Raw genomic sequence first — 15,279 nt, 5'->3', positions numbered from 1 at the left:
AATTAATTCTCTTCCCAATTTCCCATGCCCCATGCCCAATGCCCAATGCCCCATTCCCCATTCCCCATTCCCCACTTATAAAAATTCATGCAAAGTCAAACTATTGACCCAGCTAAAACCGAACTAAATCATCACCACGCGGCGGAAGCGTCCGTCGGCCATCACGAAGAACATCCAGACCATCGTATGTTTGGGCTAATTGTCTTTCTGATTGCTGAAGGGATGATTTTTATGGGGTTGTTCGGAGCCTATTTGGCTTTCCGTGCTACCTTACCCGCATGGCCGCCAGCAGGTACTCCAGAATTAGAACTACTGTTACCTGGAGTTAACACTATCAATCTAATTTCTAGTAGTTTTGTCATGCACAATGCTGACACTGCTATCAAAAAGAATGATGCGCGAGGTGCCCAGATATGGTTAGCAATTACGGCTGCAATGGGTGCTATCTTCTTAGTGGGTCAAGTATATGAATATACCCATTTAGAATTTGGTTTAACTACCAATTTATTTGCTAGTGCATTTTACGTTTTGACTGGTTTCCACGGATTGCACGTTACTATCGGCGTTTTGGCAATTGTTGCCGTGTTGTGGCGATCGCGCGTTCCGGGTCACTACAGTAACGAAAAGCACTTTGGCATTGAAGCAGCCGAAATCTACTGGCACTTCGTTGATGTAATTTGGATTATTCTGTTCGGATTACTGTATCTACTGTGAGTATTAATTATTAGTTGTTCATTCCACGCGGACAACTTAATAGGCCCCCACTAGGGGGCTTTTTTCATTAATAGAATACTGCCGTTGCAGCTAACTACCCTAAAATCACATTATTCAATACTGCTCGCTTTGTGCATTTTTAACTTGGCATTGGGTTTAGGGAAAAGGTTAAAGGTTTTTTCTTTCCCCTTCCCCTTTTCCCCAAAACCCGACAAGTATTGTCACATTATTTTATCTATTAGCTGGCAGTAAAACCTAAATTAGGAGTGTTTCTATAAGACTAGATATCTAAGAAGTTATCTAAAACATTTTTTATTTTTTCTAAAATAGTTTTATCCTTGACATAGCAAGAGCTACAACAAATATATTAAAATCAGCCTACACTTTTCCTACTATGAGTTTTGCTAAATGCAACTAAGTTATTGCAAGTCATAGAGCCGCGAATAAAAGGTGGGAAAGGTCGGAAAAGTTGGATGTTTTGTAGAAACTATTGAATCAACCTAAAAAATTGAGAAATTACACCTATTTACGGAAAAACTCATCATTCGATATTTACCTAAAAAGCTTACCTGTTGCTGCTTGCTCTTTTGTTTCGTCAACCTTATGTTAGTTGAGATTACAACGCGATCGCAGTTAGTAAAGGCTAAATGGTAACAAAATTATGGTGAAAGGATACTGATGCCTTTAAATGCCACTATCTAAGGTTTTGCCAGCAATCAGACCCAATATTTAAGTAAATCTCTTGACTCTTGAATGTTGGCGTCTACCGGCAGTTATAACTACTATGGGCTAGTGTTAATTTTACATAAATGATAAAATTGTAGAACTATTACAAAAATAAATTTTTATATTAAGATACCCATATAAGGTATGAAATCAACCAAATTATGCGGTTAAGCATAATAACTGCTCAAAAGCATAAGTCGCCTGAGAAGCTGACTGCCTCAAATACCAACAAATTTAGCGGCGGTGTTCATAACCTCACCCAAGCTCTGAATGGTCAGTAAATTAACGAGTAGTATACGCCACATGAGCCAGAACCCTCTAGTTAGAAAAAAACTCCGAAGTCGCTTTGAGACAGTCAAACTGCTGGGAAGCGGAGGTGGTAATACTTACTTGTTATTAGGTAGTAGGCGTAAAAGACATCAATACTCTCTGGCCAGAAAAACACTTCGGAATCGCTTTGAGATTGTCAAACACTTAGGAAGCGGGGGTTCTGGTGATACCTACTTAGCTGTAGACCTAGATTTACCAGGACGACCCAATTGTGTTGTCAAACATTTCCACCCAAAAGATACCAATCCTGCTGTTCTACCCATCGCTAAAAGCCTATTTGATCGGGAAGCGGAAGTTTTATACCAATTAGGCAATGACCACGACCAAATTCCTAGACTATTTGCCCATTTTAATGAAGATGGGGATTTCTATTTAGTTCAAGAATTTATTGACGGTCATGCATTGACTCAAGAAATTGTACCAGGTCAGCGTCTTAGCGAGAATGTAGTCTTAAATTTATTAAAAGACATCCTAGAAGTTTTGTCCTTCGTCCACCAAAATAACATTATTCACCGGGATATTAAGCCCCAAAATTTAATGCGGCGGCACTCCGATCAGAAAATTGTGCTAATTGACTTTGGAAGTATTAAAAAAATTGGTGCTTTAGGAGCAGGCTTAACAATTTCTGTTGGGACTCCTGGCTATATGCCAAGCGAACAGGCTAAGGGAAAGCCAAAACTTTGCAGCGATATCTATGCAGTAGGGATGATTGGTATTCAAGCTTTGACAGGTTTAATACCTGAGCAACTACAAGAAGATCCCAATACTGGACAACTTCTCTGGCGCGATCAGGCACAGGTAAGTGACGCTCTGGCAAATATTTTAGATACAATGGTTTGCGATCGCTATAACCAGCGTTACCAATCCGCCACAGAAGCTTTGCAAGCGCTTAATTCTGATCTGGCGTTGTCAGAGTCCTTACAATCTACTGCCATAAACCAAGACACTGATGATAGCCATTTTCTAACTTATAAAAATTTTCTTTTGCTTTTGGGAATAGGGCTTGGTGCTATCACTAGTTTGATAGTAATAGTTTTAATTTATACATTTATTAATACAGGTACATCACCTCCAAACCAACCTACTCAATTAAATAATTTTAGAGAAAAATTGCTTGAGCCACGGTTAACTAATATTAAAATTAATCGTCAAGGAGCTAAATAAGTAGCGAACAGAGGAGTCTATAAAAGCAATTACACTATTGCAAAGACTACCAAAGAGGAAATTGAGCCTTAATAGATGAGAAAGACTTACATCATTTATTAACAATCATAAAATTCCCTATTAACTGGCTTATTCCAGATTTATTCTTAACCTAAATATTTATAGATTCCTGTAGGATAAATATAATAAACAACATTTAAAGATATGGACAATACAAATCAAAGAAAAGCTTTAATTAACGGTGAAATTGGCCTCTTTCTTAGAGGTTTGATTATTGGGAAAGTGCTGACACTTATGGTTATTGGCGGACTGCTTTGGTGGTTACTCAAGCCGAATTTATTGTCCCGCAACAGCGTTAGTTCCTCTAATCAAAATGTAAACAGCCTCTCTAGTAATGCATCAACTTTTCAGACAGTTACTGATGTCCCCAATGCCTCATTTAACTACGGAGGCAGTACAGCTTGGGCATCTATCCGGCAATTGGTAGATTCTCAGATCCAGAGCGATCGCCCCGAATTACAATTACGCTATGTAAACCCTGTTAGTGGTAGCCCTGGTTCTAGCTCTGGCATTCGGATGTTGCTTGATGGGAAAATAGACTTTGCTCAATCTTCCCGTCCTTTGACAGGTGAAGAACAAGCGATGGCAAAAGAGCGAGGTTTCACCCTTGAGCAACGTCAGGTGGGTATGGATGGAGTAGCAGTGGTAGTTAACCCATCACTAAATGTGCCTGGTTTAACTGTTGAGCAGTTACAGCAGATTTATTTGGGGAAAATTACTAACTGGAATCAAGTAGGTGGGCCAAACCTAGCCATCACACCTTTGTCTCAAAGACCAGAGGACGCAGATACAGTAATATTCCCTAGCAACAGCAACTTGAAAGGGCAAGCATTTGGCTCTAATGTGCAGTATGTCTACTCTACTACAGAGGCAGTGCGCCAACTCAGTAAAACTCCTGGTAGTGTCTATTACGCTTCTGCCCGTTCAGTATTACCTCAATGTAGTGTAAAGGCTTTGCCATTGGGTAGTACTTCTGGTCAGCTAATTCCTCCCTACCGCGAACCTCTGGTGTCACCTGACCAATGTCTACGTCAGCGCAACCAGCTAAATACTCAGGCTATTAAAGATGGTAGCTATCCCTTAATTGCTAACTTGTTTGTGATTATTAAGCAGAATAAAGGTCGGGAACAGCAGATTGGAGATGCATACACCAAGCTTTTATTAACTGATGAGGGACAAAGAGCAATTGAGCAAGCTGGTTTCGTCGCAGTTCGCTAGTAGAGCGATGTCTACGACGGGCTACGCCTACGCACTTTCCATTACTATTGAGATCCCCGACTTCTTAAGGAAATCGGGGATCTTGGAATACGGTTCGGATAAGGTTTTTTAATGACACGCCCTAGATCCCAAAGACGCGATAAATCGCCGTCTTTACAATAATCTATTATGTATTTATCATCTGAGTTAAAAATATTTACATTCACTCGACAGCATAAGAAGTAAATTGGCGCTTAAAAGGAGAATGAAACCCAATGACAATATCAGAAGGAGGTACACCTAACTCAACCAATCGTTCAGCAACAGACTCTTCTGTACCGTTATACTGAATCCATATTTTTCCATTTTGAATATCAAAATGCATGACTGGGCCAAACACCCGCTTATCTCCTTGCCAGCCAACGTAAGCTAGTTGATAATGGTCGTTTTCATTGTCTAAAATTAATTGTGATTTGACAGTATCGGTCTTAGACGCGATTTGTTGATGTTCACTTAAAATTTGTTTAATAAATTGTCGATAGCATTCTATTTTATCCATAGCCGAATTTCCTCACATTTTGGATCGTAAATTATCAACTTAACTTGGTAACGATGAAGGGTGCGTTGGACAAAAGAAAGTTGGAAAAAGTCTTGATATTTTAGCGTTTAGCTTAACCCAAAATTAGATTTTTGCTCTATGCAGTGCGATCGCACTCTCCATTATTCTGTATTGCTGCGGCGAGTTTTTCGAGATTTTCTCGAACAGCCACACTACGAATATGATCTACACCCCAGACTTGTTCACAAATATCTAAAGCTTGCAAATAAAGCGGTTCTGCTTCGCTGTAACGTCCAGTTTCACGATAAATTTCTGCCAGATTATTCAGACTTTCAGCAACATTGGGATGATTTTCCCCCAATAGATGCTTATCAAGTTCTAAGGCTTTTATACATAAGGGTTCCGCTTCATTGTAACGCCCTTGTTCTCTGTACATATAACCAAGAGCATAAATAGTATCTGCTAAAAGCGGATGCGCCTTTTGCAATAGACGTTCCTTGAGTTCCAACGATTCCAAAAACAAAGATTCCGCTTGATCGTAGCGTCCTTGAGCGCGGTATATCAATCCTAAATTGTGCAAATCTGTTGCAACATCAGGATTTTCTTCTCCCAAAAATCGCTTATCTAGTTCTATTGCTTGTAGCGACAACGGTTCAGCTTCAGTGTAACGTCCTTGATGATAATAAAGTAGCGCTAAATTATTTAGTATAAGAGCCAAAGAAAGATTATTTTCGCCAACCAAACGTTTTTCGAGTTCTAATGATTGCAGATACAGAGGTTCGGCTTCTTCATAACGTCCTTGTTCATCATATAGTAATGCCAAATTGTTGAGACTGGCGGCGACATCAGCATGGTTTTCTCCTAACAGGTGTTTCCTCAGTTCCAAAGCTTGTTGATATAAAATTTCGGCTTTAGCATATTGTCCAGTAGATTTGTACAGTCCTGCTAAATTATTCAGACTAGTAGCAAAAGAAGGATGGTTGTCTCCTAGCAGGCGTTTCCTCAATTCTAAAGCTTGTTGATATAATGGTTCGGCTTCGCTGTAGTTTCCTGTTGCACGATATGTTTTTGCTAAATTGTCGAGGCTAGTAGCTAAATCTATCTGCAAACCTGATTCATTTTGTAGCTCAATCGCCTTACGCCAATACTTTATTGCTAGTTCTTGTTCTTCTTGATAATTCTGAGACTCACCCCGCTCTAATCTGCTGCGGTAAATATCACCTAAGCTTGAGTATAAAGTAGCTAAACTGCGGTCTTTAGTTCCCTGCTCCTGTTCTACTTTCTCAATTAACCCTTGTAAATCTTGAATGGGCAAGAAAAAGGAGTTATCTTCATTAGTATCTGTGCTGGCTAATTCCGTGTCTCTAAAAACAAAGCGTATATGTTCTAATTCTTTACCAGGAATAGCATTCGTCTTTTTAGATTCAAACCGAAATACACCATTACGCCAACTCCAAAAATCAGGCGCTTTTTTAATCAGGTTGACTAATATTTGATTAGTTACCCAAAGCACGATCGCAAACTGAAACTCGCGCAATCCTTCCCTTGTCCACTGTAAGTAACCAAAAAATTTCTCCTGTTCCGATTGCTCTTTTCCCAATCGGAGAAAATAAAGTTGTTCAGCACCTGTCACAGTAATCACCGCCGGGTTCTGCTGACGGAGATATTCTTGTTGTTGTAGCAGTTGATTAAGAGCAGCTTTTAGGCTCGGTTCCTGACGTGCTAAAGTCACTCGATATGAACGGAAAGCGGGTTGTAATTCAGCTTCATACTGGGCAATAATCTCATCACGAAAGCTAGCATCATCGCAAACTGCAATCAGTAAATTTAATCCCCGCTTTTGAGCTTCAATAGAAACAATTAAATCATCATACGCATCTTGATTTTCTCCTTCATCAAACAATTCTTCATTTAACATTAATCGCTCCCTGTCTTTTTAAGCTTTCGATAATAATTGGATGAACATCATACCAAGTTTCATCAGTCCGATATTCTAGAACATACAGCCCATGTAACAAATCCAAAAACTCTGCTTGTTTAGGGTCGTTGGGCATAAATTGTTCGTAAACACTCTGCAAAATATCTGTATCAACTTTTCCTAAACGTATAGAAAAGTCATTGCGAATTTTATTGATTGCCTGAAGGAGAATTTTATCATCAATGATAACTTCGGCTGTCGGATTCCGCCGGATCATTCGCAAACAAATGCGGCAACATTCTTTAGAAATCCGAATTAACTCTCGCAATACGCCACCACTGTAAATTACAATTTTTTCAGCAGTTTCTGCGGTGATTAATTCACTGGAAATTCGCTTTTGTAAAACTTCACCGAGAATCTTTGTTGCTTCCGGACGAGGTTGAGCATTAGGGAAGCGATTTTTACCTTTATCAAAAATTTTTAAGACAGGCATTGCCACAACTTGATCATTGGTTTCAGTGGCAATTATTGTGCTAATAAATGTTTCTCGAAGGACTGCGATCGGGATTGTGTAGATAATTTGAAAGTTAGGTTGACAAAGAGCTTTAATGTTATCTCGATAAATTTCGTTAACTCTGCCTAAATCCAGTTTATCTAAATCATCAATAATTACTAAAACGTTTTGTTTAGTCGCAGCTTGAATTAAAGCAGCTATTTCGTTAATTCTGGCAACTAAATCTGATAACTTACGTTCAAACTCTTGCTTAATTTCATCCCGAACGCTAGCATCAGCTTTTAATTTAGAGCTAATCAATTTTAAGAGGTCAAAGCCTACACTAATTTCTGCTTGCAAATTTGATTCTTCAGTACGAGTGCGGGTAGCAAACCACTTATAAAGAGCTTCTTTAGTCGATTGCGGAATATCAACTTTGCGTGCTTCTGCCTCTGTCATTAAATTAACTGCGATCGCAAACAGTATATTAATATGATTAACCGCCGACATTTCAATTTTGTCAGCAATAGAAAACAGAACTACAAAATATTTATCTTGGATTTGTCGGCTAAACTCAGCTAACAAAGTAGACTTACCACATCCCCGATGTCCTGTAAAGACAATTTTGCCATCTCCATTAGGACTATCTTCCACTAATTGGTTCAGGTCTGCAATCAAATCATCACCATATTCGACTCGAAATCTTTCCATTTCGTTTTGTTCCATCAACGGAAACAGTTCGAGATTACTGTATGCTTCTTGAAAGGAGTTTAATAAGTCTTCAGACATAGACAGTGCCATAAATGTGCTAACTATTCATATAATGGCTCATGATTTTTAAAGCACAAGTTCAGGCAATGTCTAGGATAGAGTATGCCTACATAACTTCTCAAATTCCGTTAAGAAATAACTACTACGTGAGTGGTATGTTATGTCTTAAAAAGAGATGTCTTAATACCCAGATTTCAACCGATCAATAAGTAACAGAGGTCAACAATCAATAAGACTGAATGATAGATTATACATTCGATAATTTAAACTGAATGATAGATTATACAGATAGCATCCTGAAAGCTACCTAACACATAAATAAAATAAAATCTTCAGTTATAAAAATAAATTTTTAGCGTGCTTCGTCTCATCCCCCTATAGCCGATGCGATGAGTAGCTGTTGTTACTATTGCTTAGTAGTCTGTCAAGGAATAATTGACGAGTACATTCTCTGTAGAGACGGCGATTTATCGCGTCTTTCTAACGTGTCAGTTTTTTAGACGCGATAAATCGCGTCTCTACATGAGGGCTTTCTGGCTATACCAAGCGTATTGGGATACCTCACTGGGTCGAGAACCGCTATATCACGTCTTTGTGAACTATATGAAAGCTCCGCAACATCAAAACTAGCTTTTGCGACATCAAAACTAGCTTTTGCGACATCAAAACTAGCTTTTGTGACATCAAAACTAGCTTTTGCGACATCAAAACCTGCTTTTGTGACATCAAAACCTGCTTTTGTGACATCAAAACCTGCTTTTGCGACATCAAAACTTGCTTTTGCGACATCAAAACTTGCTTTTGCGACATCAAAACCTGCTTTTCTCAACAAATTTCAGCAAATATACCCGCATCTATCAAGTTAGCTAATGCCATCCAATGCTCTTAAAATTCTGTAACTTCACTGTGGCTGGTGCATCTGCTTATTGCGTACTTTGATGATATATAAATAACTCAGTGTTTAAGTTCAGGGTTATTTATTTATAATAGGACTTACGCAAAAATTGCTAAAAAGCTTAATTTCTCGAACCGCCAAGACGCCAAGAGCGCCGAGAATTCGTAGAGTGTGCGTAAGTCCTATATAAATTAATCCAAACAGGAAAACTATATGACGCAACGCAAACGAAACTCCATGCCACTAACCAAAGCTGAACGACGGATTGAAGGAATGCAGACAATTAACCCCCAGTTAGACTTTAGTAATGGGTTTTCAATTGCTACTTACAACACTAAAGTCATTCAGTTAAGAGAAAAACTAGCCGCTTATAATCAAGCACAAACAATGGTAGATAAGACACACAATGCATTAATAGAAGCAGAACGTGATTTGAATAGTTATTCTGAGCAAATGCTGTTGAATGTTGCATCTCGCTATGGCAAAAATAGTGATGAGTATGGGATGGCTGGGGGAACACGCAGGTCAGACCGCAAAAAACCACGCCCAGTAGTAAAACAAACAGTCCTAAATCAGTCGTGAACAATAAGATCCCCGATTTCTCAAAGAAGTCGGGGATCTGAGTCTCTCGATATTGCTGGTTTACGGGCTATTCAAGATTATCGTGTCATTAACCTGTGGGAAGTTGATGTAAACATTGCCTTTGCACAACCATTACCATCACTACTTCCATTTGTGCCTATTCTCAAAGGTGGTGATAACGAGTCTACAATTCGAGATGCATTGCGAATCTTACGTGCAGATGAACAATTGAATCAACTAGAAACAGTATTAGGATTTTTTGCTACGTTTGTATTAGATAGTGCAATAGTTCAGCAAATTTTGAGGTGGGATATGGCACTTTTAGAGCAGTCGCCTTGGTATCAAGAAATTTTTAGCAAAGGGGAAGAACGAGGAGAACTGCGAGGAAGAAAGAAGGAATTATATTCAGGGATTGAATTAGCATTAGAAATTAAGTTTGGCAATCAAGGTTTAGAATTGATGCCGATAATCTCTCAAATTACAGATTTGCAGAAATTAAAAGCAATTCAACAGGCAATTAAAACAGTAAATACAGCCAATGAATTACAGCAAATTTTGTCAACCAACTTGACATGAAAGCCCAAAAACATAACCCCTCTCCGCCACCGGAAAGGGGTAAATCACTGCCGAAACCACTATCTTGTACAGACGCGATTCATCGCGTCTCGATTCATCGCGTCTCGATTCAGCAATCTCTAATAAGCGTCTTGCAACTCGTAGAAATCAGGCGAGATGTAATCCTTCCGCAAAGGCCAACCTACCCAATCTTCCGGCATTAAAATCCGCTTGAGATTTGGGTGTCCCTCGTAGATAATACCGAACATATCGTAAGACTCGCGCTCTTGCCAATCTGCGGTCTTCCAAATCCAGTACACAGAAGGCACTACAGGATTTTCTCGTGGTAAGAACACTTTAACGCGAACTTCTTCGGGGCGATCGCTATTATCACCGACTTTAATCAAGTGATACACACTCACTAATTCCTGTCCTGGCCCAAGGTCAACACCGCCTTGAAACTGGAGATAATTAAACCCATAAGCATAAAGGGCTGTAGCTGTAGGAAGCAAGAAATCTGCCGCCACTTTAATTATCTCTACACCATTCTTATCCGGTGCTAAAAACTCATGGTCAAAGCCATTTTCCGTCAACCACTGAGAAATTTTACCCGCTTGTACCAATGCCTCTTCTTTGGCTGCTGGTACTGGTTTAGATTCTTCTTCAGCCACGGGTTTGTTCCTCCTTTTGCGCCTTTTCTGTCAGCAGTGCAGGTGGTATTGGCATACCAATCGCTTCCGTCAATTCCTTCGGTGGTGCAGAGCGAGTTGCTGACTGCAAATACTTACCAGTTAAGATTTCTTCTACTGGCTTCAGGTTATGAGTCGTGCTGTAGTATCGGTGGGTTTGCTTAATTTTATCCCGCTCTTGCATCGATTCATTGGAGATTTTCTTCCGCAGCTTAATAATTGCGTCAATAATTGCTTCTGGACGGGGAGGACAACCAGGCAAGTACACATCCACAGGAATCAGTTTATCGACTCCGCGCACTGCTGTAGGAGAATCAACGCTGAACATCCCGCCAGTAATTGTGCAAGCACCCATCGCAATTACATACTTCGGCTCTGGCATTTGTTCATAAAGACGCACCAGTTGGGGAGCCATCTTCATCGTAATAGTCCCTGCCGTAATAATTAAATCGGCTTGGCGGGGGCTAGAACGGGGAATTAGTCCAAAACGGTCAAAGTCAAATCGGGAACCAATTAAAGCTGCAAACTCAATAAAGCAGCAAGCCGTGCCAAATAGCAACGGCCACAGACTAGAAAGCCGCGCCCAGTCGTAGAGGTCATCAACCGTCGTCAGAATGACGTTTTCTGAAAGGTCTTGAGTGATTGTAGTCCGTTCAATGGGGTTAATGATTCGTTCTTTGCCCTGGGTTGTTAAGTTAGAATTCAAGACCATTCCAAAGCTCCTTTACGCCACGCGTAAACTAAAGCGACTACAAGAATTGCAATAAAGACTAGCGCTTCAATAAATGCCAATAGCCCCAAACGGTGGAAAGCTACCGCCCAAGGATACAAGAAAACAGTCTCCACATCAAAGACGACGAAGACCAGAGCAAACATGTAGTAGCGAATGTTGAACTGAATCCAGGCTCCCCCAATGGGTTCCATACCAGATTCATAAGTGGTGTGCCGTTCTGGGCTGTAACCACTGGGTCGTAGGAGCTTGGATGCTGAGAGCGCTAAGGCAGGAACTAGGCTACAGACTATGAAGAAGCCTAGAAGGTACTCGTAACCGCTGAGGACAAACACAATGAGTATCTACCGCTTATGGAGTATTTTAAGTTGGGAGTGGGGAGTGGGGAATGGGGAGATAAGGGAGCAGGGGAAGCAGGGGAAGCAGGGGAGACAAGGGGACAACGGGACAAGGGGACTTAAATCAGAACTTGCAACAAGTGTTTCCCCTTGTCCCCAATTCTCAAGAGTCCCCAAGTCCTCTTTCCAATGCCCAATGCCCAATGCCCAATGCCCCATACCCAATACCCAATCCCTTGAATTACGTTACTTTCTTTTACATTATATCTGTTTGGTTTTCCTGAAATCTGGGAAACAGATACACTTCAAGTATTTAATTAGCTTTTGATAGTGATAGAAAAGCCAAACAATTATGTCATAATTTGTAACGTATATTTCAGATTTCTCCTCTGCGAGGCCCTAGCCATGAGCGAACCAGCTGTTGAGACTACGGTGTTAGACCGCTACGAGTGTCGCGCCTGCGGTTATGTTTACGAACCTGAGAAGGGAGACGACAAGGATGATATTCCTTCAGGGACATCCTTTGCAGAACTGCCCGTAAATTGGCGCTGTCCAGTTTGTAGTGCTAAAAAAACCGCTTTTGCCAATATCGGCCCTGCGGGTACTGCATCCGGCTTCAAAGAAAATCTCGGTTATGGTTTGGGTGTCAACAACCTAACGCCAACCCAAAAGAATATCCTAATTTTCGGTGCTTTGGCTCTTGGCTTCTTGTTTTTTATCAGTCTCTACGGCTTACAATGACAGCCGTTATCTCAGAAACAGGGAATAGTGAGTAGGGAAAGAGATTTTCATTATTGGTTGTGTGATTATAGTCACACGACTATGTTGTTTTGCCGATTCCCTAAAGCCTTTAATTAAGCTAAAAATACTCACTTTTGCTTACATTGATTAACAGTGTATTCTCTGATAAAATACCAAAGATTCAGGTGAGAATCTGTAACGTCAAGCAACCTCTATACTTACTGATAAGTTGCCTCTGAGGTGTTACAGCAAGTAATTGCAAATATGTTGCTTCTTAAAGCAAGAAGCAAACAAGTAAGAGTGCATAGAACTTGTTTTTATGCATCGATTGATACACCTTAGTTGAGATTGAACTGCTCAACTTATGTATTTGTTAGCAAATGTTAGCAAAAAAGTATCAGTAAACCTTTTAGAGAACAGCTACAGAAATTTAGAAACAAGTTAAGAAATACTAATGGATTCAATTGTGAAAGGTTGGCAACGAATAGCTACCTTGTTGATAGTAGTCCTCATGTGTATAGGTTGTAGCAGAGTTCCTTCTGTTAGCTACAACCCTTGGAAAGTCATTTCTGTGCCAACAGACTCGAATCTCCTGGATATTGCTTTTACTAACAACCCTGAGCATGGCTACTTAGTAGGTAGCAATGCCACCCTATTGGAAACCAATGACGGTGGTGATACCTGGAAACCAATAACACTGCAACTAGATGAGCAAAAGTATCGTTTTGACTCAGTAAGTTTTGCAGGAAAAGAAGGCTGGATTGCCGGAGAGCCTGGACTATTGCTGCACACTACCGATGAAGGTGCTTCTTGGTCGCGTATTCCCCTGAGTGAAAAGTTACCAGGTAGTCCAATCGCAATTAAAGCACTAGCAGACAACACGGCTGAGATGGCTACTGATGTAGGAGCCATATATAAAACCACAGACGGCGGCAAAAACTGGAGAGCTAGGGTGGAATCAGCAGTCGGTGTGGTGCGTAACTTAGAACGTTCTCCTGATGGCAAATATGTTGCCGTTTCCGCCAAGGGTAGTTTCTACTCAACTTGGGAACCCGGACAAGATGCTTGGGTTCCCCATAACCGCAATAGTTCTCGGCGCGTAGAAAACATGGGTTTTGCTGACAATGGGCAATTGTGGCTACTAGCTAGGGGAGGTCAAATTCAGTTTAGTGACCCAACTAAACCTGAAGAATGGCAAGAGGCAAAATATCCAGAGTTATCCACCAGTTGGGGTTTACTGGATTTGGCATATCGTACACCCGATGAAATTTGGATAGGTGGCGGTAGCGGTAATTTGCTACGGAGTCCCGATGGTGGCAAAACCTGGGAAAAAGACCGTGAAGTGGAAGAAGTGGCTGCTAATTTGTACAAAATTGTGTTCTTAGAGCCAGAACGGGGATTTATAATTGGCGATCGCGGCGTATTGCTCAAATATCTACCAAACCCTGAAACAACTTCTCCAGAAGCAGCTTAATGGGTACTGGGATCTGGGGACTAGGGACTAGGTAAGAGTTTTCTCAATCCCCAGTACCCAATCCCCAATCCCTAATTTCTGAGAAGAACTTTGCAACTTGTAACTCTTTCTTAACTTTGTAGGATAATAAACTCAATAACACTCTATGTATAGGATAGGGATCTAAATGTCAGGTACCACTGGAGAACGTCCGTTTTCGGACATTATTACTAGCGTTCGTTACTGGGTAATTCACAGCATCACCATTCCGGCATTATTTATTGCCGGTTGGCTATTTGTCAGCACCGGACTGGCTTATGATGCTTTTGGCACACCCCGCCCCAACGAGTATTTCACACCAGCGCGGCAGGAAGTGCCCATTGTGAAGAACCGTTTTGAAGCTAAAAAACAAGTTGAACAATTTATTGGAAAGTAGTTTGAGATCATGACTAGCGGCAATAACATCAATCAACCAGTTACCTATCCAATTTTTACCGTTAGATGGCTGGCAGTTCACACCTTAGGTGTACCAACTGTATTCTTTTTAGGCGCGATCGCCGCAATGCAATTTATTCAACGTTAGGAGCAATTATGGTAGAAAGATCGCCCAATCCCAATAATCAACCGGTTGAACTAAACCGGACTTCGTTATACCTGGGACTACTACTAGTTTTCGTTCTGGGGATTCTGTTTTCAAGTTACTTCTTCAACTAAGTAGAAGTCCTGTTGTTAATTTTTGTTTATTTAACCCGTGTTGATTAGTTGTTAAGGGAGGAGAAAAGCTGTGTCTGGAAGTGGGAGAATTCCCCTGTGGGTCGTCGCTACGGTCGCAGGTTTAGGTATAATTACAGTCTTGGGCATTTTCTTTTATGGTGCCTACGCCGGACTCGGTTCTTCGATTTAACATCAGTTAGTTTGAACCGAATACTATAAGTTAGAATTTTCTAGCATTTGTTGAGAAATCAACGTTAAAAAAACCGCCTGTCTCTATGAGATGGGCGGTATTAATTTTGGTCAATAGTCTAGAAACATATTCGACAGAATTGATAGCAATACGGTTCGGGTAAAATCCCCCCGCCTGTGGCTACCCCCGATCAATTGGGGGTAACTTATTCAAAAACTTGACTAATGACCAATGACTAAATTATCCAATATCGTCTCTTTCAATGTATAAAAGTAGAAACGCGAAGGTCACGGTTGGCAAAACCCAACCAATGATGGGAACTAAGATAGAAGGCAAAAAGGAAGCTGCCATAGTAAAGGTTCCTGTTAAATAACACTACAATTCAAAATGAGCTTACTGCAAATGCTGCCAAGATTTTTGAAATTCTAAAGATTTTTAACACAGGGAATGTGGGGAGTGG

At 40.6% G+C, this 15,279-nt stretch carries 18 protein-coding genes and 2 pseudogenes; 11 read left to right on the top strand and 9 right to left on the bottom strand.

Annotation, left to right across the window (positions count from 1 at the left end):
• Positions 1–87: 87 nt before the first annotated feature.
• The 3 genes from CDC33_RS20505 to CDC33_RS20495 all read left to right on the top strand — a co-directional run bounded on the left by CDC33_RS20505 (position 88) and on the right by CDC33_RS20495 (position 4,212).
• On the top strand, positions 88–714 hold the full coding sequence (locus CDC33_RS20505; protein ID WP_100898841.1) for a cytochrome c oxidase subunit 3: 627 nt from the start codon (positions 88–90) through the stop codon (positions 712–714).
• A 1,029-nt stretch (positions 715–1,743) separates the two neighbouring features.
• Positions 1,744–2,934, top strand: coding sequence for a serine/threonine-protein kinase (locus CDC33_RS20500; protein ID WP_109010113.1), 1,191 nt, complete (start codon positions 1,744–1,746; stop codon positions 2,932–2,934).
• A gap of 204 nt (positions 2,935–3,138) precedes the next feature.
• Positions 3,139–4,212, top strand: a complete 1,074-nt coding sequence (locus CDC33_RS20495; RefSeq protein ID WP_109010111.1) for a PstS family phosphate ABC transporter substrate-binding protein — start codon at positions 3,139–3,141, stop codon at positions 4,210–4,212.
• A 202-nt stretch (positions 4,213–4,414) separates the two neighbouring features.
• On the opposite strand, the gene CDC33_RS20490 is transcribed toward CDC33_RS20495, so the two are convergent.
• From CDC33_RS20490 to CDC33_RS20470, 5 genes and pseudogenes are all read right to left on the bottom strand, one after another.
• Positions 4,415–4,750 (bottom strand): XisI protein, encoded by a 336-nt coding sequence (locus CDC33_RS20490; protein WP_109010109.1) that lies wholly within the window; start codon positions 4,748–4,750, stop codon positions 4,415–4,417.
• Positions 4,738–4,836, bottom strand: a pseudogene (locus CDC33_RS40570) (fatty-acid oxidation protein subunit alpha); the annotation flags it as partial. The pseudogene CDC33_RS40570 and the gene CDC33_RS20490, both read right to left, overlap by 13 nt.
• 50 nt (positions 4,837–4,886) lie before the next feature.
• Positions 4,887–6,668 carry a tetratricopeptide repeat protein gene (locus tag CDC33_RS20480; RefSeq protein WP_109010108.1) on the bottom strand — a complete coding sequence of 594 codons (1,782 nt, stop codon included), beginning with the start codon at positions 6,666–6,668 and terminating at the stop codon, positions 4,887–4,889.
• A complete protein-coding gene (locus CDC33_RS20475) occupies positions 6,658–7,950 on the bottom strand; it encodes an ATP-binding protein (protein WP_109012653.1) in 1,293 nt (430 codons plus the stop codon). Before CDC33_RS20475 ends, CDC33_RS20480 begins: the two co-directional genes overlap by 11 nt.
• 478 nt (positions 7,951–8,428) lie before the next feature.
• Complete coding sequence (locus CDC33_RS20470) at positions 8,429–8,761, bottom strand: efflux RND transporter periplasmic adaptor subunit (protein WP_109010106.1); 333 nt, start codon at positions 8,759–8,761, stop codon at positions 8,429–8,431.
• 279 nt (positions 8,762–9,040) lie between these two features.
• Between CDC33_RS20470 and CDC33_RS20465 the strand changes: the two genes are divergently transcribed.
• Both CDC33_RS20465 and CDC33_RS20460 read left to right on the top strand, forming a co-directional pair.
• Entirely contained in the window at positions 9,041–9,409 is a 369-nt protein-coding gene (locus CDC33_RS20465) for a hypothetical protein (RefSeq protein ID WP_109010105.1), read from the top strand.
• Between the two features lie 48 nt (positions 9,410–9,457).
• Positions 9,458–9,985, top strand: a pseudogene (locus CDC33_RS20460) (RpnC/YadD family protein); the annotation flags it as partial.
• 119 nt (positions 9,986–10,104) lie between these two features.
• On the opposite strand, the gene CDC33_RS20455 reads toward CDC33_RS20460, so the two are convergent.
• From CDC33_RS20455 to ndhC, 3 genes are read right to left on the bottom strand one after another with little or no spacing between them, the layout of a single operon-like run.
• Positions 10,105–10,635, bottom strand: coding sequence for an NAD(P)H-quinone oxidoreductase subunit J (locus CDC33_RS20455; RefSeq protein WP_109010103.1), 531 nt, complete (start codon positions 10,633–10,635; stop codon positions 10,105–10,107).
• Positions 10,628–11,365: a photosynthetic/respiratory NAD(P)H-quinone oxidoreductase subunit K gene (gene ndhK / locus CDC33_RS20450; RefSeq protein WP_109010102.1), complete on the bottom strand. Its 738-nt coding sequence runs from the start codon at positions 11,363–11,365 to the stop codon at positions 10,628–10,630. Before ndhK ends, CDC33_RS20455 begins: the two co-directional genes overlap by 8 nt.
• Positions 11,356–11,718, bottom strand: coding sequence for a photosynthetic/respiratory NAD(P)H-quinone oxidoreductase subunit C (gene ndhC, locus CDC33_RS20445; RefSeq protein WP_100899269.1), 363 nt, complete (start codon positions 11,716–11,718; stop codon positions 11,356–11,358). The genes ndhK and ndhC overlap by 10 nt, the downstream gene beginning before the upstream one ends.
• Positions 11,719–12,126: 408 nt before the next feature.
• On the opposite strand from ndhC, the gene CDC33_RS20440 reads away from it, so the two are divergent.
• The 6 genes from CDC33_RS20440 (at position 12,127) to CDC33_RS20415 (ending at position 14,819) form a co-directional block, all read left to right on the top strand.
• Positions 12,127–12,462 carry a rubredoxin gene (locus CDC33_RS20440; RefSeq protein ID WP_100899268.1) on the top strand — a complete coding sequence of 112 codons (336 nt, stop codon included), beginning with the start codon at positions 12,127–12,129 and terminating at the stop codon, positions 12,460–12,462.
• Between the two features lie 454 nt (positions 12,463–12,916).
• A complete protein-coding gene (locus CDC33_RS20435; protein WP_109010100.1) occupies positions 12,917–13,936 on the top strand; it encodes a photosynthesis system II assembly factor Ycf48 in 1,020 nt (339 codons plus the stop codon).
• Positions 13,937–14,102: 166 nt separating this feature from the next.
• Complete coding sequence (psbE, locus tag CDC33_RS20430; RefSeq protein ID WP_012411800.1) at positions 14,103–14,351, top strand: cytochrome b559 subunit alpha; 249 nt, start codon at positions 14,103–14,105, stop codon at positions 14,349–14,351.
• 9 nt (positions 14,352–14,360) lie between these two features.
• Positions 14,361–14,498, top strand: a complete 138-nt coding sequence (gene psbF, locus CDC33_RS20425; protein WP_015115279.1) for a cytochrome b559 subunit beta — start codon at positions 14,361–14,363, stop codon at positions 14,496–14,498.
• 8 nt (positions 14,499–14,506) lie between these two features.
• A complete protein-coding gene (gene psbL, locus CDC33_RS20420; RefSeq protein WP_012411802.1) occupies positions 14,507–14,629 on the top strand; it encodes a photosystem II reaction center protein PsbL in 123 nt (40 codons plus the stop codon).
• A 70-nt stretch (positions 14,630–14,699) separates the two neighbouring features.
• Positions 14,700–14,819, top strand: coding sequence for a photosystem II reaction center protein J (locus tag CDC33_RS20415; RefSeq protein ID WP_109010099.1), 120 nt, complete (start codon positions 14,700–14,702; stop codon positions 14,817–14,819).
• Positions 14,820–15,059: 240 nt separating this feature from the next.
• Here the strand turns inward: CDC33_RS20415 and CDC33_RS20410 are convergent, their stop codons facing one another.
• Positions 15,060–15,170 (bottom strand): photosystem I reaction center subunit VIII, encoded by a 111-nt coding sequence (locus CDC33_RS20410; RefSeq protein ID WP_109010098.1) that lies wholly within the window; start codon positions 15,168–15,170, stop codon positions 15,060–15,062.
• Between the last annotated feature and the right edge of the window lie 109 nt (positions 15,171–15,279).

Origin of the sequence: Nostoc commune NIES-4072, assembly GCF_003113895.1 — a bacterium.
In the GTDB taxonomy this organism is placed as follows: domain Bacteria; phylum Cyanobacteriota; class Cyanobacteriia; order Cyanobacteriales; family Nostocaceae; genus Nostoc; species Nostoc commune.
Note: the sequence above shows the minus strand (reverse complement) of the source record. Positions and strands in the feature narration are given on the sequence as shown.

What these genes read in the sequence shown, in the direction of transcription:
- CDC33_RS20435 (WP_109010100.1), top strand. Translation starts at nt 12,917, where the DNA reads ATGGATTCAATTGTGAAAGGTTGGCAACGAATAGCTACCTTGTTGATA.
- psbL (WP_012411802.1), top strand. Translation starts at nt 14,507, where the DNA reads ATGGTAGAAAGATCGCCCAATCCCAATAATCAACCGGTTGAACTAAAC.
- CDC33_RS20465 (WP_109010105.1), top strand. Translation starts at nt 9,041, where the DNA reads ATGACGCAACGCAAACGAAACTCCATGCCACTAACCAAAGCTGAACGA.
- psbE (WP_012411800.1), top strand. Translation starts at nt 14,103, where the DNA reads ATGTCAGGTACCACTGGAGAACGTCCGTTTTCGGACATTATTACTAGC.
- CDC33_RS20505 (WP_100898841.1), top strand. Translation starts at nt 88, where the DNA reads ATGCAAAGTCAAACTATTGACCCAGCTAAAACCGAACTAAATCATCAC.
- CDC33_RS20475 (WP_109012653.1), bottom strand. Translation starts at nt 7,950, where the DNA reads ATGTCTGAAGACTTATTAAACTCCTTTCAAGAAGCATACAGTAATCTC.
- CDC33_RS20410 (WP_109010098.1), bottom strand. Translation starts at nt 15,170, where the DNA reads ATGGCAGCTTCCTTTTTGCCTTCTATCTTAGTTCCCATCATTGGTTGG.
- CDC33_RS20480 (WP_109010108.1), bottom strand. Translation starts at nt 6,668, where the DNA reads ATGTTAAATGAAGAATTGTTTGATGAAGGAGAAAATCAAGATGCGTAT.
- CDC33_RS20490 (WP_109010109.1), bottom strand. Translation starts at nt 4,750, where the DNA reads ATGGATAAAATAGAATGCTATCGACAATTTATTAAACAAATTTTAAGT.
- CDC33_RS20440 (WP_100899268.1), top strand. Translation starts at nt 12,127, where the DNA reads ATGAGCGAACCAGCTGTTGAGACTACGGTGTTAGACCGCTACGAGTGT.
- psbF (WP_015115279.1), top strand. Translation starts at nt 14,361, where the DNA reads ATGACTAGCGGCAATAACATCAATCAACCAGTTACCTATCCAATTTTT.
- CDC33_RS20495 (WP_109010111.1), top strand. Translation starts at nt 3,139, where the DNA reads ATGGACAATACAAATCAAAGAAAAGCTTTAATTAACGGTGAAATTGGC.
- CDC33_RS20500 (WP_109010113.1), top strand. Translation starts at nt 1,744, where the DNA reads ATGAGCCAGAACCCTCTAGTTAGAAAAAAACTCCGAAGTCGCTTTGAG.
- ndhK (WP_109010102.1), bottom strand. Translation starts at nt 11,365, where the DNA reads ATGGTCTTGAATTCTAACTTAACAACCCAGGGCAAAGAACGAATCATT.